Source organism: Mesorhizobium sp. M0991 (genome assembly GCF_040318915.1).
In the GTDB taxonomy this organism is placed as follows: domain Bacteria; phylum Pseudomonadota; class Alphaproteobacteria; order Rhizobiales; family Rhizobiaceae; genus Mesorhizobium.
In genome coordinates, this window is record NZ_JAMYNE010000010.1 from 111,141 (window position 1) to 135,462 (window position 24,322).

The 24,322-nt window shown below is 62.4% G+C and carries 19 protein-coding genes; 14 read left to right on the plus strand and 5 right to left on the minus strand.

From position 1 onward, the window contains the following. Window positions 1-118 precede the first annotated feature (118 nt). Window positions 119-3,979 carry a peptidoglycan-binding protein gene (locus tag NKH70_RS16685; RefSeq protein ID WP_352978700.1) on the minus strand — a complete coding sequence of 1,287 codons (3,861 nt, stop codon included), beginning with the start codon at window positions 3,977-3,979 and terminating at the stop codon, window positions 119-121. Between the two features lie 549 nt (window positions 3,980-4,528). Between NKH70_RS16685 and NKH70_RS16690 the strand changes: the two genes are divergently transcribed. The 7 genes from NKH70_RS16690 (at window position 4,529) to NKH70_RS16720 (ending at window position 13,514) form a co-directional block, all read left to right on the plus strand. Continuing rightward, window positions 4,529-4,990, plus strand: a complete 462-nt coding sequence (locus NKH70_RS16690; protein WP_023719513.1) for a MerR family transcriptional regulator — start codon at window positions 4,529-4,531, stop codon at window positions 4,988-4,990. Between the two features lie 271 nt (window positions 4,991-5,261). Next, window positions 5,262-7,058, plus strand: coding sequence for an acyl-CoA dehydrogenase (locus tag NKH70_RS16695; RefSeq protein WP_352715717.1), 1,797 nt, complete (start codon window positions 5,262-5,264; stop codon window positions 7,056-7,058). Window positions 7,059-7,297: 239 nt separating this feature from the next. Further along, window positions 7,298-8,467, plus strand: coding sequence for an acyl-CoA dehydrogenase family protein (locus tag NKH70_RS16700; protein WP_352715714.1), 1,170 nt, complete (start codon window positions 7,298-7,300; stop codon window positions 8,465-8,467). A gap of 31 nt (window positions 8,468-8,498) precedes the next feature. After that, window positions 8,499-9,707, plus strand: a complete 1,209-nt coding sequence (locus NKH70_RS16705; protein WP_352715712.1) for an acetyl-CoA C-acetyltransferase — start codon at window positions 8,499-8,501, stop codon at window positions 9,705-9,707. A 12-nt stretch (window positions 9,708-9,719) separates the two neighbouring features. Next, on the plus strand, window positions 9,720-11,939 hold the full coding sequence (locus NKH70_RS16710; RefSeq protein ID WP_352914289.1) for a 3-hydroxyacyl-CoA dehydrogenase NAD-binding domain-containing protein: 2,220 nt from the start codon (window positions 9,720-9,722) through the stop codon (window positions 11,937-11,939). Window positions 11,940-12,021: 82 nt separating this feature from the next. After that, window positions 12,022-12,666 carry a S24 family peptidase gene (locus NKH70_RS16715; RefSeq protein WP_023677336.1) on the plus strand — a complete coding sequence of 215 codons (645 nt, stop codon included), beginning with the start codon at window positions 12,022-12,024 and terminating at the stop codon, window positions 12,664-12,666. An 11-nt stretch (window positions 12,667-12,677) separates the two neighbouring features. Next, window positions 12,678-13,514, plus strand: coding sequence for a thermonuclease family protein (locus NKH70_RS16720; protein WP_352715707.1), 837 nt, complete (start codon window positions 12,678-12,680; stop codon window positions 13,512-13,514). Here NKH70_RS16720 and NKH70_RS16725 read toward each other — a convergent pair. Beyond that, window positions 13,477-15,132, minus strand: coding sequence for a lysine--tRNA ligase (locus NKH70_RS16725; RefSeq protein ID WP_352715706.1), 1,656 nt, complete (start codon window positions 15,130-15,132; stop codon window positions 13,477-13,479). The two genes, NKH70_RS16720 and NKH70_RS16725, sit on opposite strands and share 38 nt — an antisense overlap. A 246-nt stretch (window positions 15,133-15,378) precedes the next feature. Between NKH70_RS16725 and NKH70_RS16730 the strand changes: the two genes are divergently transcribed. After that, window positions 15,379-15,789, plus strand: coding sequence for a tellurite resistance TerB family protein (locus NKH70_RS16730; RefSeq protein ID WP_292659499.1), 411 nt, complete (start codon window positions 15,379-15,381; stop codon window positions 15,787-15,789). A gap of 14 nt (window positions 15,790-15,803) precedes the next feature. Here the strand turns inward: NKH70_RS16730 and NKH70_RS16735 are convergent, their stop codons facing one another. After that, a complete protein-coding gene (locus NKH70_RS16735) occupies window positions 15,804-16,655 on the minus strand; it encodes an ABC transporter substrate-binding protein (RefSeq protein WP_352914284.1) in 852 nt (283 codons plus the stop codon). Between the two features lie 271 nt (window positions 16,656-16,926). On the opposite strand from NKH70_RS16735, the gene NKH70_RS16740 reads away from it, so the two are divergent. The 3 genes from NKH70_RS16740 to NKH70_RS16750 all read left to right on the plus strand — a co-directional run bounded on the left by NKH70_RS16740 (window position 16,927) and on the right by NKH70_RS16750 (window position 19,159). Then, a complete protein-coding gene (locus NKH70_RS16740; RefSeq protein WP_352898518.1) occupies window positions 16,927-17,658 on the plus strand; it encodes a helix-turn-helix transcriptional regulator in 732 nt (243 codons plus the stop codon). A gap of 97 nt (window positions 17,659-17,755) precedes the next feature. Next, window positions 17,756-18,394, plus strand: a complete 639-nt coding sequence (locus tag NKH70_RS16745; RefSeq protein WP_023677342.1) for an acyl-homoserine-lactone synthase — start codon at window positions 17,756-17,758, stop codon at window positions 18,392-18,394. A 15-nt stretch (window positions 18,395-18,409) separates the two neighbouring features. After that, entirely contained in the window at window positions 18,410-19,159 is a 750-nt protein-coding gene (locus NKH70_RS16750; protein ID WP_352914282.1) for an enoyl-CoA hydratase-related protein, read from the plus strand. Between the two features lie 24 nt (window positions 19,160-19,183). On the opposite strand, the gene ppk2 is transcribed toward NKH70_RS16750, so the two are convergent. Continuing rightward, complete coding sequence (gene ppk2, locus NKH70_RS16755) at window positions 19,184-20,086, minus strand: polyphosphate kinase 2 (RefSeq protein WP_353025657.1); 903 nt, start codon at window positions 20,084-20,086, stop codon at window positions 19,184-19,186. A gap of 197 nt (window positions 20,087-20,283) precedes the next feature. Between ppk2 and NKH70_RS16760 the strand changes: the two genes are divergently transcribed. From NKH70_RS16760 to NKH70_RS16770, 3 genes are all read left to right on the plus strand, one after another. Further along, complete coding sequence (locus tag NKH70_RS16760) at window positions 20,284-21,549, plus strand: sensor histidine kinase (RefSeq protein ID WP_352914278.1); 1,266 nt, start codon at window positions 20,284-20,286, stop codon at window positions 21,547-21,549. 117 nt (window positions 21,550-21,666) lie between these two features. After that, a complete protein-coding gene (phoU, locus tag NKH70_RS16765; protein ID WP_352488223.1) occupies window positions 21,667-22,392 on the plus strand; it encodes a phosphate signaling complex protein PhoU in 726 nt (241 codons plus the stop codon). A gap of 116 nt (window positions 22,393-22,508) precedes the next feature. Beyond that, window positions 22,509-23,516, plus strand: a complete 1,008-nt coding sequence (locus NKH70_RS16770; protein ID WP_352715689.1) for a magnesium and cobalt transport protein CorA — start codon at window positions 22,509-22,511, stop codon at window positions 23,514-23,516. Between the two features lie 90 nt (window positions 23,517-23,606). Here the strand turns inward: NKH70_RS16770 and NKH70_RS16775 are convergent, their stop codons facing one another. After that, window positions 23,607-24,131, minus strand: a complete 525-nt coding sequence (locus tag NKH70_RS16775) for a GcrA family cell cycle regulator (RefSeq protein WP_023677348.1) — start codon at window positions 24,129-24,131, stop codon at window positions 23,607-23,609. Between the last annotated feature and the right edge of the window lie 191 nt (window positions 24,132-24,322).

The window sequence follows — 24,322 nt, forward strand, 5'->3', positions numbered from 1 at the left end:
TTCTTGCGCCGGCCGGGCGGTGAAGTCAAACTTCGTCGCGCTGCCGAAACAAAAAACAACTCAATCAGTTAACAGGCAAATCTGTGGCAGGGACGTCGCGGAAACGACGCATCCGCCGTTATTTGCGCGCGAGCAGCGCCTTGACCAGTTTTTCGTCGATCGCGCCGGTTGCCTTCATGTCGTTGTCGGCCTGGAAGGCCATGATCGCGTTCTTGGTTTTCTGGCCCATCATGCCGTCGGGATTGCCGGCTTCGTAGCCGTTCTTGTTGAGAATGCGCTGGATGTTCTGGACCGCTTTCTTCATGTCGATGCCGGCCGTCGTCTGCGGTGTGCCATCCTGCCACGATTCAGGAATGTCGGCCGAATTGGCGGCTGGATCGAGCGGCTTGGCCTTCCACAGTTCAGCCGCGGCCCGCGCACGCTCCAGCTGCTCGGGCCTCAGCGCCTTGGCGATCTCGTCGCGCTTGGCCGCCGCATCCTTGTCGCCGGTCTTGGCGACGAGCGCGAACCATTTGTAGCTCTCCTCGAGGTTCTGCTTCATGCCGACGCCCTTCGCCGCGAGGATGCCGAGATTGAACTGGCTGTCCTTGACACCGAGATCCGCCGCCGCCTGGAACCAGCGCGCTGCCGATTCATTGTCGGTCACGCCATCCGCCGCCATCGCAAACAGCACGGCCAGATTGTGCATGGCGCTGGCATTGCCCTGCTCTGCGGCAAGCTGGTACCAGGTCTTCGCTTTCTTGATGTCGCGTGCGACGCCGATGCCCTTCTCGTAGAAATTGCCGATGCGGTATTCTGCCGGTGCGAAACCGAGGTCGGCAGCTTTCTCATACCATTTGGCCGCCGCCGCCATGTCTTCCTTGACACCGCGCGACTCGGCGTAGCGCGAGCCGATCTCGAACAGCGCCTTGGCGTCGCCGCCGGCCGCTGCATCGCGCAGGGCGACCGGACCGGCATCGGCCGGAACGTCGATCTCGGCGCCTGCTGCCGCGGCAGCATCCGCTGGCGGCACCGTGCCCGTCGTGTCCTGCGTCGCAGCGGTGGTGATAGCAGGCGCGGCAGCCATTGGCTCGGCGTAGCTGACCGTCGCCGCTGCAGGCGCGGGCACTGCGGCCGTGGTGTCTGGCGCCGCTAGGTCAGCGGATGCCGCGGCAGCCGAGGGCGCCGTCGATGCCTCGGTTGCCGCTGTGGCGGGGCCAGTTTGCGCCGCCGTGTCGTCCTTGGTCATCGATGCGGATGGTTCTGCCTGCCTGACGGTGGGCGACGGCGCGCTCTCCTGTGCTGTCGTCTGCGCGTCCGCCTTCGGCTCGCTGGCAACGCTGGCCAATGCAGTTTCCACCGGCTGTACGGCCACGGCCGGTGCCGCCTCATTGTTGGCGACTTCGACCGGGTCGGAGAAGAAGGCTTTGCCCAGTTGCAGGCCGGCAAGCGCCAGCATGATGGCGATTGCCCCCATCAGGATCGGCTTGCGCCGCGCCTTGAGCAGGTCGCCGATCCTGAGTGCCTTGACCGGGCCTTTCATCGTCGACTGGCGCTTGAGGGCGTCCGCCTCGGCGGCCGCCGCTTGCGCAGCCCGTCTGGCTGCCGCGATGAAGTCCGATTTCGCCGCCTCAGCGCCGCCTTCCCGGGACGGCTGCCCGCGCTCGTCGCGCACGCGCTTCATGATGGCGCTGAGGTCGGGTGCGCCGGAGCCGGGTTCCAGTGGCCGGTTGGCGAGCTTGGGGTCGAGGGGCTCGTCGAGATCGACGCTCGGTATCTCGGCGCTCGGCGCCGAGCCTGCAAGCGGCGGCATCTCGGCGTCCTTCTTGCCCTTCAAGGCGCGCGCCAGCCCGCCTAACATCGATTTCCTGCCGCCGCCTTGCTCGGTTTTTTCACGCGTCGTGTCTGAACCGAGAGCCGCCAGGGCGGCTGCGGCGGCGGCCTCAGCCGGCGTACGCGGACCTGGTTCGTCGCGCACGAGCGCCGCGGCGCGGCCGTCGAGATCGGCCATGCTGCCCGTCAACGGCAGCGGCTGGTCGAGGTCCATCGACGGTGCGTCCTGCACCGAGATCTTGGATGCCCGGCCGAAGCGCTTGCTCAACTCCGCGCTTGCCGGTTCGCCGGTCTCCAGTGAACCAAGCCTGTCAACGATCTTGAGCAGCGTATCGTGGATAGCCTCGAACGTCCTCGAATTGCGCTCGTCCGAACGGCGCGTCAGTGCCTCAAGCGTCTTCAGGTCCTGGGCGAGGCCGGTAACGGCCGCCGTGTTCGCGCTTGATCCGGCCAGCGAGCGGACGGCGCTCTCAGCCGCCTCGCGCGCCGCGCCGAGGATGGAATCGCGGGTTCCGGCCAGCGACTTCTCGATTTCGTTGAGGCGCGGGCTGATGTCGTCGAATTCCGGCAGCGGCGTGCCGGGCTTGGAAAGATGCGCCGTCAGGCCGGCGACCTGCGCTTCAAGGCTGCGGATCAACGCCGGGTCGATGCTGGCGACCTGTGCCGCGGACGAATCCAGCCGGCTTGAGATGTCTTCGAGCCGGCTCTCCAGGCCACGGATCGCCGCCTCGTTGGCAGGATCCGGAACGCGCGTCTCCATCCGCTTGGCCAGCGCGGTGAAGCGGGCGTCGATGGCATCCATGATGCCGGCGCTGTCGACCTGCGGCATGCGCTGGTCGAGCCTGTCGGCGACCTCGTCCAACCGGCGCTCAAGGTCGCGAAACAGCATGTTGCCTTGTTCGATGGCGTCGCCCTGGCGACGTTCCATCATGCTGGACAGCACGTCGAAGCGCTGCTCGAGCCCCTGGAAGATGTAGTCCGCGTCGGGCATGGCAGGTGCATGGTCGATCTTGTCGGCAATAAGCGCGACTTGCCTGGCAAGCCGCTCCATCGCCTGTTCCGGCAGATTGGCTCGGCCGGCCAGCTCATCCACACGGCTCGACAATGTGTTGAGACGGTCGATGACCTCCCGACCCGGACGATCCTGCGACACTTCTTCGATTTGCTGGGCCAGTGAATCGATCCGCTTCTCGATGCGTTCGAAGGGCTCGGGGTCGAACGAATTGGCTTGCGCGGCAACCGTCGAGGCGACGATCGCGCGGGAAATCTCGTCGAGCCGCTCGTCGATCTGACTGAATGTGTCGCCGCCGCGATTGTCCTGCTGGCGGGCGAAATGGTCGACCGCTCCGGCAAGCGTGCGGACCTTTTCCTCGAGCGAGCGCAGCGACAGCGATTCCGGCAGATTGCTGACGGCATTGCTGATCTGTTCGAGCCGCTCCGTCAGCGCCGACAGGCCGGGTGCATCGGAACGCTTGCGCTGATCGGCCTCGACGCGGTCCTCGAAGGCGTTCCAGCGGCGGTCGAAATCGTCCCAGCGGCGTCCGACCGCCTGCACGCTCTCCTCGCGCGCCAGCGTATCGAGCGCGGCCTTGACCTGCTCAAGCTCGAGCCGCAGCATATTGACGCTTCTGTCGTCGCTTTTTTCGGCCAGTGTCTGGATGGCGCCGGAAAGGCGCTCGAACTCGACGCCGAGTTCGGCGCTGCCCTTGCCGCCACCATTTGACTGGAAGGCTCGCTCAATATTCTTGCGCAGTACATCGAACTCGCGTTGCAGGCCGGAGGTCATCTGCTGGCGCAGCTCTTCGCGCAGGCCGCGCAATTCCCCGGCGATCTTGCCGGCTAGGGCGACGCCGTCCTCCTGACCGCGCACCCGGTCGATATCGCGGGCGATCGCCTGGTAATTCTGGTCGAAAGCCGCTGCTGGACCTTTCGGCCGCTGCGCGCGTGGATCCTCATACCGGCGCTGCTGGCCATAGGGTTGGGCGCTGGAATAGCGCGGTTCTGCCGCTGATCGGCGCGGATCGGGGTGGCTTGCCGTCTCCTCGCGCGTCCGCTCTAGTCGCTGCTCCAGCGTTTCCAGGGAGCGGTTGAGCTCTTCAAGCGTCGTGTGCGGCCGGCGTTGCCTGCCGGCGTTGAGTGTATCGAGGTAGGACCGCTTGCTGTTCATCAATGCGCCCGTTTCAGAATTGCTGGCTTTCACCAGGTTCCCAAAGTCCTGCCGGGACGAAGGCGACTGCTTGGCTTGTTGCAGTGGAAGACGAGCTTCCCGGGTCTCATCCGCGCTCCGAAAAACCGTGAAAAATTCAATACAGGATAGACACGGGTAACCGACATGCGCACATTTCGCCCCAACGTGGTAAACAACGCGTTAACCAAGCTTAAGAAGTTGCAACTTTGTCGACTGGTCGCCGACCGCGCCGCCTGTCTTTTTGGACGCACAAAGGACGCTGTAGAATTTTGATCTGCCGCATGATCGCCTCCGAAATCGGCCGCGGCCTTTGGGTTATCCGCCGGCGCTGCGGCATAAAGTTCCAAGCCCAGAACGCTCTTGCGTGGTGAGGCGGCTATCGATATAGAATTGACGTAAACGTAAATGAGCGCATTACGCCGTTTGCGATTTGTTTGTTGAAACCACGAGTGGAAGCACGCCCCCGCTTTCACTCAGGCGACGCAAGGTCCGCGACCGCGACGCCGCCAGACGGGGAAGCCAGTGACCATGAAACTTATTTCGCCCGGCCAAGCCGCGGCCAACACCAACGATATGTCGAGCGAAGCCGGTGAAGAGCTTGTCCGCATCGGCGAAATGGCCAAGAAATACGGAGTGACGCTGCGTACGCTGCGTTTCTATGAGGACAAGGGTCTACTCAACCCGCAGCGTGACGGATCGACCCGTCTCTATACGCGCCGCGACAGGGCCCGGCTGAAGCTGATCCTGCTTGGCCGCAAGGTCGGGTTCTCGCTGCGCGACGTCAAGCAGATGATGGACCTCTACGATCCGAACGGCTCCAACACCAAGCAGTTGCGGCTGGCGCTCGACAAGTCGGAGAAGCAGCTTGCCCGTCTGCAGAAGCAGCGGGCGCTGATCGACGACGCCATCAGCGAACTGAGTGCTTCGATGTCGACCGTCCGGCAAATGCTGATCGAGCGCTCGGCGCCGCAGGCCAGCGTGGCGAGCTAAACTAACCTGTCGATTTCCGACGAATGAGAACCGCGTGGCTTTCGCTGCGCGGTTCTTCGTCGTTTGCCGTCTTTCGTCGTTTGCCGTCTTTCGTCGTTTGCCGTCTTTCGTCGTTTGCCGTCTTGGCGCGCGGCAGAAAATTTGCCGCACCGCAGAATTGACGTTTACGCAAACGTCAATATTTGTTATCTCGACCGTAACGTTGGTCCGCCTGCCATCCTCATATGCTGGGGCTGATTTCGGGGCCAAGACCGCATGGTGGAGGAAACGCATGCCGATCTACAGAGCGCCGGTCCGGGACACGCTGTTCGTGCTGAACGAAGTGCTGGGATATCAGCGTTATTCCAATCTTCCCGGATTTTCCGACGCGACGTCGGATGTGCTCGAGGCCATCCTTGCCGAGGGCGCGAAGCTCGCCGAAAACGTGATGCAGCCGCTGAACCGTGTCGGCGACGTGGAAGGCTGCGTGCACAATGACGACGGTTCGGTAACGACGCCGAAAGGCTTCAAGGAAGCCTTCGACCAGTATCGCGAGGGCGGCTGGATGGGGCTCGCGGCACCTGTCGAGTTTGGCGGGCAAGGCTTGCCCTACGCGGTGCACACTGCGGTTGCCGAATATATGGTGTCGGCCAATATGTCGCTGATGATGTATGCCGGCCTGACGCAGGGCGCGATCGCTGCGATCATCACCCATGGCACCAAAGAGCAGAAGGCAACATGGTTGCCGAAGCTGGTCGAGGGCGCCTGGACCGGCACCATGAACCTGACCGAGCCGCACTGCGGAACCGATCTTGGCCTGCTGCGCACCAAGGCCGTCCCAAATGGCGACGGCACCTACAGGATCTCCGGCCAGAAGATATTCATCTCGGCCGGCGAGCATGACATGTCGGACAATATCGTCCACCTCGTGCTGGCCCGTATCGAGGGCGCGCCGGATGGCGTGAAGGGCATCTCGCTGTTCATCGTGCCGAAGCTCAAGCTCGATGCCTCAGGCAATCCGGGCGAGAAGAACACCGTCTCCTGTGGCTCGATCGAGGAGAAGATGGGTATCCATGGCAATTCGACCTGCGTCATGAATTACGACGACGCTGAAGGCACGCTGCTCGGCGAGGCCAATGGCGGCCTGAAAGCAATGTTCACCATGATGAATGAGGCGCGGCTTGGCGTCGGCCTGCAGGGGCTCTCACTGTCGGAGGTTGCCTACCAGAATGCGGTTTCCTACGCCAAGGATCGTCTGCAGGGCCGCTCGCTGTCAGGGCCGATGGCGCCGGACAGGAAGGCCGATCCGATCATCGTCCATCCGGACATCCGCCGCAGCCTGATGACCATGAAGGCTTTCAACGAGGCCGGCCGCGCGCTGGCGCTGTGGACGGCGATCAAGTCCGACATCGCTCACCGCTCCAGTGACGACAAGGATCGCCAGGCGGCCGACGACTACACCGGCCTGATGACGCCGGTGGTCAAGGGCGTGCTCACCGACAAGGGTTTCGATCATGCGGTAATGGCGCAGCAGGTGTTCGGCGGCCACGGCTATATAGAAGAGCACGGCATGAGCCAGTTCGTCCGCGATGCTCGCATCGCCATGATCTATGAGGGTGCCAACGGCATCCAGGCGCTCGACCTCGTCGGCCGCAAGTTGGCCTTGAATGGCGGTCGCGCGATCCAGGCTTTCTTTAAGGAAGTCGGCGAGTTCTGCGAGGAAAACCGCACCGACGAAAAGATTGCGCCCTTCACCAAGGCGCTGAAGAAGGGCCTCAACGATCTGCAGGCGGCGACGATGTGGCTGGTGCAGAACGGCATGGCCAAGCCCGACAATGCCGGTGCCGCCTCGACCGACTACATGCATCTCTTCGGCCTGGTGGCGCTGGGCTATATGTGGGCCCAGATGGCCAAGGTGGCCGCAGCGAAATTGACGAATGGCGCCGACGGCGCTTCGTCTTTCTACGACAACAAGCTGGTGACGGCGCGCTTCTTCATAGAGCGGATCATGCCGGAGACGTCGGCGCATCTTGCCCGCATCTCCAGCGGTGCCGACACATTGATGGCACTGCCGGCGGAAGCGTTCTAGGTTCGGCGTTCCCCTCCCCCTCGAGGGGAGGGTGGCCCGAAGGACCGGGAGGGGTCCTGCGTGCAGTGCGCCGACCTCCATTCTGGTGCATGCCTTGGGAGGAGAACGATCGCAATGCCGTGGCACGTAGCGCAGGTTGTAAAAGATAAGGTCGAGCACGTCATCGGCGACCCCACCCGGCCGCTTCGCGGCCACCCTCCCCTCGAGGGGGAGGGGAACGTCGGCGCGAGGGAGAAAGCATGACCAACCCCGCCGAAATCCTTGGCCTTCCCAAGCCCGCCTGGGCGGCGGACGAGGTCGGCATGCTTTACGACATGGCGCACCGCTTCATGTCTGAAGAGATCGCGCCGCGTTACGACGAGTTCGAGAAGAACGAGATGGTCGACCGCGAAAGCTGGCTGAAGGCGGGTGCTGCCGGCCTGCTCTGCGCCTCGATGCCGGAGGAATATGGCGGATCGGGCGGCACCTTCGCGCATGAGAGCGCCATCATCGAGGCGATCGGCCATGTCGGCGTCGACGGGTTCGGCATTGGCCTGCACAATTCGATCGTTGCCCCCTATATCCTCCACTACGGCTCGGAGGAGCAGAAGAAGAAGTGGCTGCCGAGGCTGGCGAGCGGCGAGCTGATCGGCGCCATCGCCATGACCGAGCCGGGTGCGGGCTCCGACCTTCAAGGCGTCAAGACGCGCGCCGAAAAGGACGGCAACCGGTACAAGCTCAACGGCTCGAAGACCTTTATCACCAACGGCCAGCTCGCCAATTTCATCATCGTCGTTACCAAGACCGATCCTGAGAAGGGCGCCAAGGGCATCTCGCTGATCGTCGTCGAGACTGACGAGGTGGAGGGTTTCGAGCGCGGCCGCAACCTCGACAAGATCGGCCTCAAGGCCAACGACACGTCGGAACTGTTCTTCAACGACGTGCGTGTGCCGACCTCGAACCTGCTCGGCAACGACGAAGGCCAGGGCTTCGTCCAGTTGATGCAACAATTGCCGCAGGAGCGGCTGCAGATCGGCACCACTGCTATCGCCATGGTCGAGCGGGCCCTGGCGCTTACCATCGACTACGTCAAGGAGCGCAAGGCCTTCGGCAAGGCCATCATCGAATTCCAGAACACCCAGTTCAAGCTTGCCGAATTGAAGACCGAGGCGACCATCGGCCGCGTCTTCTATAATGACTGCGTTGCCCGCCACATTAACGGTGGCCTCGACCCGGTGACGGCTTCGATGGCCAAATACTGGCTGTCAGACCTGCAAGGAAAAGTCGTCGACGAATGCCTTCAATTGCATGGCGGCTATGGCTACATGAATGAATATCCGATAGCGCGCATGTTCCGCGACGCCCGCGTCCAGCGCATCTACGGCGGCACCAACGAGATCATGAAATTGCTGATCGGGCGCTCGCTCTGAGCGAGTTTCAGCAAACCCAAGGAGCAGGAAAATGGCCGAAGCTTATGTCTATGATGCGGTGCGCACGCCGCGCGGCAGGGGCAAGAAGGATGGCTCGCTGCACGAAGTGCCGGCGGTGCGGCTCGGCGCCAAGGTGCTCGAGGCCATCCGCGACCGCAACGGACTGGACACCGCCGCTGTTGACGACATCATCTTCGGTTGTGTCGATCCGGTTGGCGAGGCGGGTGCGGTCATTCCACGTGCCGCTGCTTTCGAGGCCGGCTACGACACCAAGGCGCCTGGCATGCAGATATCGCGCTTCTGCGCCTCGGGCCTCGACGCCATCAATTTCGGCGCCGCCAAAATCGCGCAAGGCGCCGACGAGATCGTCATTGCCGGTGGCGTCGAATCGATGTCGCGCGTCGGCATGGGCGCCTCCGGCGGCGCCTGGTTCATGGACCCGTCGGTCGGCCTGCCGGGCTGGTTCGTGCCGCAAGGCATATCCGCCGACCTGATTGCCACCAAATACGGCTTTTCGCGCGACGATGTCGATGCCTACGCGGTCGAAAGCCAGAAGCGTGCCGCCAAGGCGTGGGGCGAGGGCCGCTTCAAGAATTCGGTGATCTCGGTCAAGGACCAGAACGGCCTGACCATCCTCGACCACGACGAACATATGCGGCCTTCGACCGACATGCAGTCACTGGCCGCTCTCAACCCGTCCTTCGTCATGCCCGGCGAAATGGGCGGCTTCGATGCCGTCGCCGTGCAGAAGCATCCGGAGGTGGAAGAGGTCAACCACGTCCACCATGCCGGCAATTCGTCCGGCATCGTCGACGGCGCGGCGGCCGTGCTGCTCGGCTCGAAAAAGGCGGGAAAGACGCTCGGTCTCAAGCCGCGCGCGCGCATTCGCGCCTTCGCCAACATCGGCTCGGAACCGGTGCTGATGCTGACCGGCCCGGTCGACGTCACCGAGAAGCTGTTGAAGCGGGCGAAGATGAAGCTGTCGGACATCGACCTGTTCGAGCTCAACGAGGCATTCGCTTCGGTGGTGCTGCGCTACATGCAGGCTTTCGACATTCCCCATGACCGGATCAACGTCAATGGCGGCGCCATCGCCATGGGCCATCCGCTCGGCGCCACCGGTGCGATGATCTTCGGTACGGTGCTGGACGAATTGGAACGCCGCGACCTCAACACCGCGCTGGTAACGCTTTGCATCGGCGCCGGCATGGGCACCGCGACGATCATCGAACGCGTCTGACGGAGAAAGATGATGAGCTACACCAATTTCACCGTCGACATCGACGCCGACGGCATCGCGCTGGTTACCTGGGACATGCCGGACCGTTCGATGAACGTCTTCACCGAGGAGGTGATGCTCGAGCTGAACGCTATCGTCGACAAAGTGGCGAACGATGCAGCGATCAAGGGCGCGGTGATCACCTCCGGCAAGGATACGTTCTCGGGCGGCGCCGACATCACCATGCTGCAGAAGATGCTGGCGACCTTCGCCGCCGACAAGGCCAAGGACCCTGAGAAGGCGACCAAGGCGCTGTTCGATAATGCGGGCACTATGAACGGACTGTTCCGTAAGCTGGAAACCTCGGGCAAGCCGTGGGTTTCGGCGATCAACGGCACCTGCATGGGCGGCGCGTTCGAATTGTCGCTCGCCTGCCATGGCCGTGTCGCGGCCGATTCCGACAAGGTGAGGATGGCGCTTCCCGAGGTGAAGATCGGCATTTTTCCAGGCGCCGGCGGCACCCAGCGCGTGCCGCGGCTGACCGACCAGCAGCAGGCGCTGCAAATGCTGACCTCCGGCCAGACGCTGTCGCCTCAGAAGGCCAAGTCGATGGGCTTGATCCATGAGATTGCCGAGCCGCAGAAGCTGGTCGAAACTGCCAAGGCGATGATCAAGAACGGCTTGAAACCGGTGGCGCCATGGGATGAAAAGGGCTTCAAGCTGCCCGGCGCCCCGGTCTATTCGGTGGCCGGTGCCAATCTGTGGCCGCCGGCCATCGCCATTCTGCGCCGCGAGACCTATGGCAATTATCCCGCCGCTGCCGCCATCCTGAAATGCGTCTACGAGGGCCTGCTGGTGCCGTTCGACACCGCCTTGCGGATCGAGCAACGCTATTTCACCGAGATCATGCAGACCAGGGAAGCGGCAGCGATGATCCGTTCGCTGTTCGTGTCGCTGCAGGAACTGAACAAGGGCGCGCGCCGCCCGGCCGGAGTGCCGGAAACGAAGTTCAAGAAGATCGGCGTACTCGGCGCCGGCTTCATGGGCGCCGGTATCGCCTATGTGACGGCCAAGGCCGGCATTCCGGTGGTGCTGCTCGACCGCGACATGGAATCCGCGGCCAAGGGCAAGGCGCATTCCGACAACCTGATCTCGGATCAGGTAAAGAAGGGCCGTGCCAAGCCACAGGACAAGGACCAGTTGCTATCGCTGATCACGCCGACGGCCGACTATGCGGATCTCGCCGGCTGCGATCTTGTGGTCGAGGCGGTATTCGAGGATTCGGCCGTAAAGAAGGCTGCCACCGAACAGGCCGAGGCTGTACTCAAGCCGTCGGCGATCTTCGCCTCGAATACGTCGACCATACCGATTACATCGCTGGCCAGGAATTCGGCGCGGCCGAAGAATTTCATCGGCATCCATTTCTTCTCGCCGGTCGACAAGATGATGCTGGTCGAGATCATCCTCGGCAAGAAGACCGGCGACAAGGCGCTGGCAACCGCTATCGACTTTGTCCGTGCCATCAAGAAAACGCCGATTGTCGTCAACGATACGCGCGGTTTCTATGTTAATCGCTGCGTGCTGCGCTACATGTCGGAGGCCTACAAGATGCTGATCGAAGGTGTTCCGGCGCCAATGATCGAGAACGCGGCCAAGGCCGCCGGCATGCCGGTCGGTCCTTTGGCGTTGACCGACGAGACGGCGATCGACCTTGCCCAGAAGATCATGAAGCAGACCATGCGCGACCTCGGCGACAAGGCGGTCGATCCGAAGCAGATGGCGCTGATCAACACGATGGTCGACACGCATGGTCGCTTGGGCCGTAAGAACAGCAAGGGCTTCTATGACTATCCGGCAAAACCGGCCAAAAAGAAGCTGTGGCCAGGCCTCAGGGATCTCTACCCGCAGCTGGCGCCGGAGCAGGTCGACTATGAGGAACTGAAGCAGCGGCTGCTGGTCACCATCGCGCTTGAGGCGGTACGGGTGATGGAAGAGGGCATCGTTACCGACCCACGCGAGGCCGATGTCGGCTCGATCCTGGCCTTCGGCTTCGCGCCTTATACAGGCGGTGCACTATCCTACATCGACGGCATCGGCGCGAAGAAATTCGTCAAACTCGCCAAGCGCCTGCAGAAGAAATACGGCACCGAGTTCAAGGCGCCGAAGCTGCTGCTCGATATGGCGGAGAAGGGCGAGACCTTCTACGAGCGCTTCGATCCCTATACCAGGGACGAGGCCAAGGAGGCAGCGTGACGCCGTCTTCGGCGGTGGACAAGATGGCGGCCAAGGGGTAGAACAGGGAAGGTATTTTTTCCTGTTTCGAAGGAAGAGCAAGGTGCTCTCGCACGACCGCGTTTGGGCCGCCATCGACGCTCTTGCCGAGCGTTATTCGCTTTCGGCCTCCGGACTGGCCAGGCGCGCTGGCCTCGACTCGACCGCCTTCAACAAATCGAAGCGGCTGTCCTCAGATGGACGGCCGCGATGGCCGTCGACCGAATCGCTGGCCAAGATCATCGAGGCGACCGGCGCCTCGCTGGATGAATTTGCGGGGCTGGTCGAGGGTCGGGGTAATTCCGGCGCACTGCCCGTGCAGAGATCGTCGGTGCCGCTGCTCGGCTTCGCCCAGGCGGGCGCCGGTGGCTTCTTCGACGACGCCGGGTTTCCGGCGGGGCAGGGATGGGACCTGATCGAGCTTCCGGCACGGGCAACCGAAACCTCCTATGCCTTGAAGGTCCAGGGCGATTCCATGCTGCCGCTCTACCGCAATGGCGATGTCCTGATCGTCGAACCGGGGGCTACCATACGAAAGGGTGATCGCGTCGTCGTCAAGACCAATGCCGGCGAGGTGATGGCCAAGGTGCTCGACCGCCAGACACCGAGGTCGATCGCGCTGGTCTCCCTCAATCCCGATCACCCTGACCGCGACATCCCCATGCGCGATGTCGAATGGGTGGCGCGGATTGTCTGGGCAAGCCAGTAGGCGCGGGGCCGGTGCGTCTGCCTCACCTTGCCTTGGCTGTTCTGGCGATCCCGGCGATGGCCACGGCAATTGTCGCCGGCGGCCGCGCCGTCCAGAGCGAAAGCGGCGGCCCTTGGGAGCAAATCCAGGTCGGCCCTGAACCGCACCCCGCCGCGCCGGCTACGTCGGCCATCCCGAAACCAGTGCCGGCCAAGCAGGCGGCGCATTCGAGGGCAATCGATCCAGAAATCGTGGTGCCGCCGCAGCTCGGTTCCAACGAGCTTGAACGGATAGAGCCGCGCGCCCCGTTGAGCGATCTGGCATTGGCCGGACCGCCCAAGCCGCCAAAAACGAAAATGCCCGACGACTGGAAAGGCACGAAACTATTCCAGCCCGTCGCGTCGGCCGCCGGGGTCATCGAAGCAAAGGGCTATTCGATTGCGGTTTCCGGTATCGACATCGTCAAGCAGGAGGAGACTTGCACCGACGGCGGCGAGTCCTGGAATTGCGGCATCCGGGCCCGAACGGCCTTCCGCGCCTTTCTCCGCAGTCGTGCGGTGGTCTGTGCCGTGCCGCCCGAAGGCGGTCGTGATCTGATCGCCGCCGAGTGCCGGATCGGCAATCAGGATATCGGCCAATGGCTGGTCGAAAATGGCTGGGCGCGCGCCGCCAAGGGCGGCCCTTACGTGGAAGCCGGCGAGAAGGCGCGTGCAGCAAAAAAAGGCGTCTTCGGGCCGGCGCCGAGCGTTTCAGGCCTGCCGCCGCTCCCGGCTGCGTCGCGATCCGCGCCTGTAGCGCCTAGCTCGATCCTGCAGGAGCAAGACGGCGTCCTCATGCCGCCAGCTGACCAGCCAGCGCCCGCTGAATGAGCTCGCGCGTTTCGGCGATGCCGTAGAGCGCGGCGAAGGAGCCGAAGCGCGGCCCGCGTTCCTGACCTATCAGCACCTGATAGATCATCTGGAAGAAGGCGACGGAGACTCCGGGTCCGCCCTCCGGGCTCTGCTTGGAATGATCCTGGTACCGCTCGATCTTGCGCGCAACATTGAGGGCAGCGTTCTGGATCGCCTCGCTGTCGGCATCGGCCGGCAGCGCGGCGAGCGCTTCCGAAAGCTTGGTCAGCGCCTCGCGCTCGACCGCGTCGGCAGCACGGTACACTTTGGCCGGCTTCACGAAATCGTCGAAATAGCGGATGGCATATTCGGCCAGCCGGTCGAGCTCGGGATGGGTCGTCGGCGTCACACCCGGCGCGTGGCGCGAAATGAAACCCCACAGCACGCTCCTGTTTTGGGCATTCGAAGCGCTGACCAGGTTGAGCAGCAGCGAGAACGGAACCGGCAGGTCGACTGCCGGGGGATTGCCGTCATGCATGTGCCAGACCGGATTGCCCAGCCGCTCCTTCCAGTCCTGCCGCTGATAGGCAGAGAGGAACGTGTAATATTCGTCTACCGCCTTCGGGATGACGTCGAAATAAAGCTTCTTCGCGGTTCGCGGGCGCTGGAACATATAAAGGCTAAGGCTCTCGGTTGGCGCGTAAGTCAGCCACTCGTCGATGGTCAGCCCATTGCCCTTCGACTTCGAGATCTTCTGGCCGTGCTCGTCGAGGAACAGCTCATAATTGAAGCCCTCCGGCGCCGGAGCATCAAGCGCGCGGCAAATCTGACCGGCGAGCTTGACGGAATCGATCAGATCCTTGCCGGACATCTCGTAGTCGACGCCGAGTGCTGCCCAGCGCATCGCCCAATCAGGCTTCCATTGCAGCTTGGCATGGCCGCCGGTCACCGGCGTCTCGAAGCGCTCGCCGGTGTCCGGGTCGCGCCACACGATGGTGCCGGCGTCGAGCTTGCGCTCGTCGATCGCGACTTGCATGACGATGCCGGTCTTGGGATGGATCGGCAGGAAGGGCGAATAGCTCAGCGCCCGCTCCTCGCGCAGCGACGGCAGCATAATTGCCATCACCTTATCGAAGCGCTCGAGCATCTTGAGCAGCGTCGCGTCGAAGCGGCCGGAAGTATAATAGTCGGTCGAGGAAGCGAATTCGTAATCGAAGCCGAAACGGTCGAGGAAAGCGCGCAGCCGTGCGTTATTGGCGGCGCCGAAGGACGGATACTCATTGGAGAACGGGTCCGGTATCCTGGTCAGCGGCTTGCCGAGATAGGCGCGCAGCATGTCCTTGTTAGGCACATTGTCCGGCACCTTGCGCAATCCGTCCATGTCGTCGGAGAAGCACAGCAGCCGCGTCTTGACCTTGTCTTCGGTCAGCACGCGGAAGGCGTGGCGCACCATAGATGTGCGCGCCACCTCGCCGAACGTGCCGATGTGCGGCAGGCCGGACGGGCCGTAGCCGGTCTCGAACAGCACCGTTTCCGGGTAGCCGCTGCTCGCGTAGCGGGCGACGATCTTTTTCGCTTCCTCGAATGGCCACGCCTTGCTTTCGGCGGCGGCGGCGAGGACTTCCGGGCTGAGATCGATCGGCTGTTGTTCGGCCATGATGCTATTCCTGCAACTTTGCCAGCATCCATGCCGGCAGCCGCATGCTCTAGACCATGATCCCGAAAAGTGGAACCCGGTTTTCGGGCAGGACCGTGATCAGGCAAGAAGATTAAGAGCCCCCGTCCCGATAGTCAGGATGGATCAAGTTCCAACGCGTGACCGGAGCGCCAACGATCGCGGCTGTTTTTCCTTGCGGCGCCGGTCCCTCGTTCCTAACTTCGGGACCATCTCAAGGAGTTGTAAATGCCATTGTCGCCACACGAAGCCATGATCTACCTGATGGTCATCACCTCGGCGTCAGACCGCGACATGACCGACGTCGAACTAGCGCGGATCGGCGACGTCGTTCGATCCTGGCCGGTGTTTGAGGATTTCAACCAGGAGCGGCTGGTCGAGGTCGCCCAGGCCTGCCAGAAAATGCTGCAGGAAAAGGACGGGCTGGAGGGCGTCCTGGCGCGCGTCGCCGAGGCGCTGCCCGAACGCCTGCGTGACACCGCCTATGCGGCCGCCTTCGAGGTCGCAGCCGTCGATCTCGAGATGCGCCTGGAGGAGGTGCGCGTCCTGCAGCTCGTCCGCCGGGAACTCGACCTCGATGCGCTGACGGTCGCCGCCATTGCGCGAGCCGCCAAGGCCCGCCTTCGCACGCTGACCTGAGCCGGCGGCCAAGCTCAGAAAAAACTGACGGGAAAATAGCGCAGATAGAACTCGGCGAACGTGCCTTTCACCGAGATTTCCTGCAGCGCGTAGTCGAAAGCGGCGGCCAGTGCCGGATCGTCGGCCCTGGTGGCGATTGCCATGCCTGAGCCGAGATATTCGGGCGCCAGATAGGGGCCGCCGGCAAAGCGGCAGCAGCCCGCTGCATCCGAACCGCCGAGCCAGAAGGCGAAACGCATGCCGTCGCCGAAGGCGGCGTCGATCTTGCCGGCTTTCAGCTCGCCATAAAGCTCCTCCGGCTTTGCGAAGGGGACGATTTGGACGTCGCCGAAATAATCGCGCAGCATCCGCTCGTGCGCGGAGCCGGCGATCACGCCGACACGCTTGCTGCGCAGCTTGTCGAACATTGGTTCGGTCAGCGCCTGTGTCTTCAGCATGATGAAGCGTGCCGGAAATTGCAGGTAGGAGCGTGAAAATGCGTATTTCGACCGCGACTCCGGCGTCGCGGCGATGCCGGCAATGATCGCTTCGCCCTCGCCTTTCCCGAGCGCACCTTCGAGCTCGGCCCAGGGCAGCGCCTGGATCTGGCATTTTTCGGCAATGCCGAGCTCGGCGCAGATGGCGCGCGCCAGGTCGACATGGAAGCCCGACAGCCGGCCTGCCCCATCGAGGAAATTGAACGGCGGGAAATCCGTGGTGGTCAGGAATCGCAGCCGCGGCAGCATAGAAAGGTCCGGCTTTGGCAGCCGCTCCTTGGCGTCCCAAAACACCGGCACCTGCGGCTCCGCGGCGAGCGCAGCAGCCGCAAGCGATTGCGCTCCGATCAATATCGAGATCAATGAAATGGATATGCGCCGAAATGCCACGCGACGACTCCGTCCGGTCTTGCCCCGGCTTTCGTACGAAATAACACAGGTTTTTGTACGAAAAAAACACAGGTACAACGGTTTTTGGTTTCATCATTGCAATTTAGGGATATTGTTTAGTGAGTTTGCAAGTGACTGCGTGATGCCGGCTGAAGAGGAGCAGTAGGACGCACAGGGGAAGCAGCTTTGCAGTCCGGGGTTGATGGCGTGGTGCGGGTTGATCACTGCCATTGGCCTCAAGAGCGGAAGGCAACATGGGGTAGATGTTGCGATGGGTCATTTCGATCGTACCCTGGAGTTGATAGATCAGTTGCAGCACGCCGGCACAGCCGCCGCCGTCTGCGAAAAGCTGCTGGGGGTAACAAGCGGGTTCGGGCTGACGGCGCTGATGGCCGGGACGGTTCCGCAACCTGGCACGCCGAGAAACCAGCAAAAGGACCATGTGCTGCTCTGCGACTGGCCGGCCGAATGGCTTGAGCGCTACGTCGCGCGTAATTACGTCGATCACGACCCCGTCGTCAGTCACATGAAGCAGCTTCAAGCGCCATTCCAGTGGCGGGAAGCGTCTCAGGGCATCCGCATCGGCAAGAGCGGCGGCGAGGTGATGGGCGATGCCGGCGAATTCAAGCTGCGCGACGGGCTGGCCTTCCCGCTGATCACGCTCGATGGCCAGATCGTCATGGTGTCGCTGGGCGGCGAGGCTGTCGAATTGTCGGGCGCCGAATTCGGGCTGGTGTCGCTGGTCTCGACTTATGCGATTGGCCGCGCCATGCAGCTCCACACCATGGCAGGCAAAACCATCGACCATGTCGAATTGACGCCGCGTGAGCGCGAATGCCTGCAATGGGCCGCCGTTGGCAAGTCGGAATGGGAGATTTCACAAATTCTCGGCATTTCGGAACACACGTCAGAGAAACACCTTCTTAACGCCAAAAGCAAACTCGGTGCCGTCAACCGGGTCCAGGCCGTCGCGGAAGCGATAAGGCGCGGCTATATTAACTAGGTCGGCCGCGCCGGCCTAGAAATTCTTGCCTACGCGATCGCGTAATTTTTTCGGGAAAGCACGGCCGTATCTTCCTATTGAAACTAGGAGACGGCAAATGCTTTTTTCCCTCACGACCCAGGAATTGATGGAACGGCCCGACCTCTGGGAGGCAGTTCATCGTTTGCGTTACAGAGTTTTCGTCGAAGAGATGGGATGGACCGATCTGCAGCGCCCCGATGGCCTCGAGATCGATCAATTCGACCACGACGAGGCAGTGCACCAGATCGTCATCCGCAATGGCGAGCTCGCCGGTTACCAGCGGATGTTGCCGACGACCCGGGCACATCTTCTAACCGATGTGCTGGCGGACCTTTATGAGGGAACCCCACCGTCGGGCCCGAATGTCTATGAACTGACCCGCTATGCGGTTGCGCCGGGATTCCGCGACGGTCGGCGCGGCGTGTCGACGGTCGGCACCGAGCTGATCGCCGGCTTCGTCGAGTGGGGTCTGAAGCGCAACGTCAACCAGGTGATCATCGAATTCGAGCCGATGTGGGTGCTTCGCGCGCTGCAGCTGCATTTCCTGGCAACGCCGCTCGGTTACCAGCGTACCTATGGCAACCAGCAGGTGGTTGCCACACTGCTCACCTTCAACGAGCACACGCTCGACGTGGTGCGTTCGCGCCGCAACCACTTTGCGCCGGTGCTGGCCAGAGGGTACCCGGACATGCTCGGACAGAGACGCGCCTCGTGAGATTGGAGAGAGGCCATGAACGTTCACTCAAAAACAGAATACCGCAATCACACGCTGATCGTCACGGTGTCGTCGGGTGACGGCCGCCCGGTGCTGGACAGGCGGGCCTATGAAAGCCTGGCCAGGACATTCCACGAAGCCGCTGTCGACGACGACGTCCGCGTTGTGGTCCTTCGCGGCTTGGCCGGGTGCTTCTGCCTCGGTGCCGATTTCTCCGAATTTCTCGACGCCACCAAACATCGGCGACTGATCGCCGCCGTCACCGATATGTTCCGCACGCTGGCGACGTTCCCGAAACCGGTCCTTGCCTGTGTCGACGGCGACGCCGTCGGCGTCGGCTGCACCATCCTGTTCCACTGCGACATGGTGATCGCCTCGAGCAAGAGCACGTTTCGGGTGCCGTTCGTCGATTTCGGCCTGGTGCCGGACGCGGCGACCAGCATCCTGGCGCCGCAGAAGCTCGGCTATGCCGGGGCGTTCCGCTTCTTCTGCCTGGGCGACACGCTCGCCGCCGAAGATGCCAGGGCACTGGGCCTTGTCGGAGAGATCGTGACGGACGGGAGCGTCGAGGAAGCCACGCTGGCAAGAGCCAGGCAACTCGCCAAGAAGCCTGTCGCGGCGCTGCTGCAGACGCGCGACCTGCTCAGGGGGGACACCGGCGCGCTCTGCGACCGCATCGACCAGGAGATCTCGCTTTTCCAGCAGGCGCTGCAGGACGACACCACGCTGAAGCGACTGCAGCGGATTGCCCGGCTGGCGGCATGAAAGCCGCGTATCGATGAGGTGAGCTTATTTTTCGAGTAAAGTCGGCCCTTCGCCGATGATCTTCTTGTCCTCCTTGCCGATGACGTCGAGGTCGCGGCCGTCATAGGGAAGCGAAAGGAGAATGCGCTGCATGACGGCCAGCCGCGCGCGCCGTTTGTCGTTCGCCCGCACAATGATCCAAGGCGCGAACTCCTTGTGCGTGCGCTCGACCATCAGGTCGCGCGCTTTGGTGTAGTCGTCCCATTTGGTGATGCCGGCGATGTCGATTGGCGAAAACTTCCAGCTCTTCAGCGGGCTCCAGCGGCGGTCATGGAATCGCTCGAGCTGCGTTTCCCGGCCGATGTTCAGCCAGAATTTGAAGAAATGTATGCCCTCGTTGCGGATCATCCGCTCGAAATGCGGAACCTCGTCCAGAAATTGCTCGTGCTGCTCGGGCGTGCAGAATCCCATCACCGGTTCAACGCCGGCGCGGTTATACCAGGAGCGGTCGAAAGTGACGAATTCGCCCGACGTCGGGAAGTGGTCGACGTAGCGCTGGAAGTACCATTGTCCAAGCTCGGTGGGTGTTGGCTTGGTCAGCGCCACGTTGCGCGCCGTGCGAGGGTTCAGATACTGGCGCAAAACGAAGATCGTGCCGCCCTTACCGGCAGCGTCGCGCCCCTCGAACAGCGACATTACCCGCTTGCCTGTCGACTGCAGCCACGCCTGCGCCTTGACCAGCTCGATCTGCAGCTTCTCAAGCCTCTCGTCATACTCCTCGCTCTTCATCTTCTTGTCGTAGGGATAGCCGCCGGCGGTCAGCTTGCGGTCCTCGACCCAGTGGGGAAGCGTGGGGGCCTCGATGTCGAACTCCCGCTCCTTGCCGTCGATCATGATCTTCAGCGGCCCCGATGAGGGTGCGGCGGGGATTTCCTTCGCGTTTTTCATCGAGGCGAACCTTTCCAGCTTCCGGACTCATGCTATTGGGAGCCTTACTGCATCGGCCCGAAAATCGGAATCGATTTTCGGAAAGAACGATGCAGCATATAAAGTGGTAGAGCGTCCTTTGTGCGCCCAATTGGACGCACTGTGCTCTAGCGCCGGTCCAGCAGGAAGTTCTTGAAGTGGCCGCAGACGGAGCGCAAATGGCCGACATCGGCACAGAGCGGAAAGGCAGGGCGCAAGCCGTCGCCATGCGGCTGTGGAACAGCCGCTGGCTGCTGGCGGCTGCCTTAATTGCGGTGCTGATGGTCTATGGTTTTGCCGGCATGTCCGGCTATGTGGTGCTCCTGGCAGGCGTCGTGCTGGTTGCCGCTGCGATGCTGCCGGCCGGCGTCGCGCGTCAATCGACCCAAAATGCCGCGGCCATCGAGGCGAGCGGTCTGCAACGGCTTTCCGGCGAATATCTCGCGGCGGCGGTTGCCGATCCGCTGATCATTTTCGATCGCTCCGCCGCCATCGTCCACGCCAACGCCGCCGCCTTTGCCGCCTTTGGCGGAATTGCCCCCGGCATGTCGCTGTCGCTGAAATTCCGCGCGCCGGAAATGCAGGCCTTGCTGGATAGTATCTTGGCGGGCAACGTCGCTTCGGACAGCGTCGACTACATAGAAAAGCTGCCGGTCGAACGAGCCTATCGGGTGAGCGCGTCTTCTGTCGGCCATGCCACGGATCTCTACGTGCTGGTGTTCAAGGACCAGAGTGAGGCGCGCCGGATCGACAGAATGCGTGCCGATTTCATTGCCAATGCCAGCCACGAGCTGCGCACGCCTCTCGCCTCGATCACCGGCTTCATCGAGACGCTGCGCGGGCCGGCCCGCAACGACCCCGTGGCGCGCGAGCAGTTCCTGCAGATCATGCAGAACCAGACCAGCCGCATGGCGCGCCTCATCGACGACCTTCTGTCGCTGTCGCGCCTAGAGATGAAGCCCTATCTCAAGCCGGGAACCGAGGTCGACCTGCGCCAGGCCATCGACAGCGTCATCGATTCGCTTGGGCCGCTCGCAAAGGAAAACGGCGTCGTCATCGAGCGTGATTTCGCGGAAGGGCCGCTCGACGTGCCCGGCGATCGGGACGAGCTTTTCCAGGTCTTCGAAAATCTGCTGGAAAACGCCTGCAAATACGGTCAGTCGGGCGGACGCGTCGTGGTGTCGATCACGCGCAGCGATAGCGATCCCGAACCGGGCATCGACGTCACCATCAGGGATTTCGGCCCCGGCATCCCCGAAGAACACATCCCGCGCATCACCGAGCGCTTCTACCGCGTCGACGTAGAGAACAGCCGGACCCAGAAGGGCACCGGCCTTGGCCTGTCCATCGTCAAGCATATCCTGACCCGCCACAACGCCAGGCTCTCCATCAGGTCGGAGGTCGGCAAGGGCGCTGCGTTCACGGTCCATTTGCCGGCTCGCTGACGCGGTACTATCTCTAGCACATAATGGGCCGTTTCTTTTTTCTGTCATCCGGCTAGCGTATCAGCGGGGATTCGAGGGAACGACTCAACCACGAGATCCCGGGAAGGCATTTCGTCCATGCAGTCCGTGCATATCGTCAGCGCCTATGACGAGGAGCTGAAATATCTGTCGAAGCGCATCGCGGCGATGGGCGGGCATGCCGAGCGCATGGTCGAGCAGGCGGTCGCGGCGTTGGTTAATGCGGATCCGGGGCTTGCCCAGAAAGTCATTCGAGACGACCTGGTTCTGGATGAGGGACAGCGCGAGATCGACGACAAGGCGATCATCATCATCGCCAAGCGCCAGCCGATGGCGACGGATCTGCGCGAGATCGTAGGCGCGATCCGCATCTCGGCGGACCTCGAACGGGTAGGCGACCTCGGCAAGAACGTCGCCAAGCGGGTGGTTGCGGTCGCAGACGGGCGCCAGCCGAACAGTCTGTTCCGCGGCCTCGAGGCTTTGGCCAATCTGGCACTGACCCAGCTCAAGGAAGTGCTCGACGTCTATGCGTCGCGGTCGGTGGAGAAAATCGGTTTCGTGCGCGACCGCGACGACCAGATCGACGCCATGTACACGTCGCTGTTTCGCGAATTGCTGACCTACATGATGGAAGACCCACGCAACATCACCCCCTGCACACATCTCCTGTTTTGCGCCAAGAACATCGAGCGCATCGGCGACCACGCCACCAACATCGCCGAGACGATCTACTATATCGTCACCGGCGATCAGATGCCGGCCGATCGTCCAAAGGGCGACAAGACGGACAAGATTATTCTTCCTGCAACGCCACCGGCGAAGTGAGTTCTCCCGACACCGATGCGAATTTCGGATTCGCCACCTGACAGAAAATTGCGCTAAGCTTTCGACGCGCCGACTTCTCAGTTCCGCGATGAAGGCCCCGCCTTCAGGAGGCTGCGATGGAATATGTCCGCGAGTTTGCTCCTGCGCCGCCGCTGTCGGGCATAATCGCCTGCGGTGTCTATACGGCTGGGCGGCGCATCGCCGACATACCGATCGAGGAAGCCGGTGAATGGGCCGGGAAGCCGGGCCACGTGGTCTGGATCGGACTGCTGGAGCCCGACCGCAATTTGTTGCTGCGCGTCCAGGCGCAATTCCATCTGCATGAGCTGGCGATCGAGGACGCCGAGCATCCGCACCAACGGCCGAAGATCGAGCAATATGGTGATGCCCTGTTCATCGTTGCCCGCACGGCGCAGTTGATCGACAGCCGTGTCACCTTCGGCGAGACACATTTGTTCGTCGGCGCCGGCTATATCGTCAGCGTCAGGCATGGCCCGTCGACCTCCTACGCCGCCGTTCGCCAGCATTGGGAAAGCTGCCCGCATTCCCTTGCCAAGGGCGAGGATTTCGTCCTCTACGCCATTCTCGATTTCATCGTCGACAACTACATGCCGGTGCTCGAGCAGATCGAAAACGAGGTCGAGGCGATCGAGGACAAGGTTCTGCTGAAACCGATGACCGGCTCCGATATCGAACGGCTTTATATGCTGCGCCGCGATCTCTTGCGCCTGCGTAATGCGGCCCTGCCGCTGGTGGAGGTCTGCCGGCGGCTCACCAGCGCCGATCTGCCGCAAATCCACACAGCCATGCACCCGCTGTTTCGCGACGTCACCGACCACATCCGCACTGTCCAGGAAAAGATCGACAGCCTGCGTGAGGTTCTCGCCTTCGCCTTCGAGGCGAGCCTTCTGGTCGGTCAAAGCCAGGAGACGGCGATCTCCAAGAAGCTTGCCTCATGGGCCGCCATCTTGGCCGTGCCGACGGCATTCGCCGGCATTTACGGCATGAATTTCAGCGACATGCCGGAACTGAGGATGGAGTATGGCTACCCGGCCGTCCTGGCGGCAATTGCCCTGATCTGCACGTTTCTTTACTGGCGGTTTCGCAAGAATGGGTGGCTATGAAGTGGGGTGAATGGTGAATAGTGAATAGGGCTAGACAAGAGCCTTGCTTCTTACTCCAAGCTCAACCCGCTACCATTCACCATTCACCATTCACCTGCTCCGCCGCCGCTCGGATGCCGGCTGAAACGCCACGCGGGCATGATACTTGCAGTAGGGCCCGGTTTCGGCGGCGTCGTTGCCGCAGAAATGGAAGTCTTCCGAAAGCGGATCGCCATTCGGCCATTTGCAGGTGCGCTCGTTCAGCTCGACGAGTTGCAGATGCCGCGAGATCGGCACGACGACGTTCTCGACCGGGCGGATATAGTGGCGCGCCACCGGTTCGGCATCGAACTGCGCCTTGAGCGCGGTCGCACCGATCGACATCGACGTGGTGGCATGGCGCGTGGCGCTTGCTGCCCGCGACACCGATTTCTGGATCGTCGATCCCTGTACCGTCTTCTTCTGGCGTGCCGGTGAGGCGGTCGTGCGTCCGCGACCGGACAGTTTCAGCCGGTGCACTTTGCCGATGACCGCATTGCGGCTGACCCCGCCAAGCTGCGCGGCGATCTGGCTGGCGCTGAGGCCCTCCGACCACAATTTTCTGAGAAGTTCGACTCGCTCGTCAGTCCAGTTCATGAGACCGCGCTCCTGCTGAAACGTGCGGCAATCGGAATCCATTCCCGACCCGGCTTCTGCCGGGCAGACACCACATATATCGGGTGATTAGGTCCGCCGCACGAAATCTAGTTATTTCTCTACTACAATTACCTTATGCGCTGACTCGGTGACAAGAGTCCCAAGGCCAACACGAATCGGTTTTTTCGGTT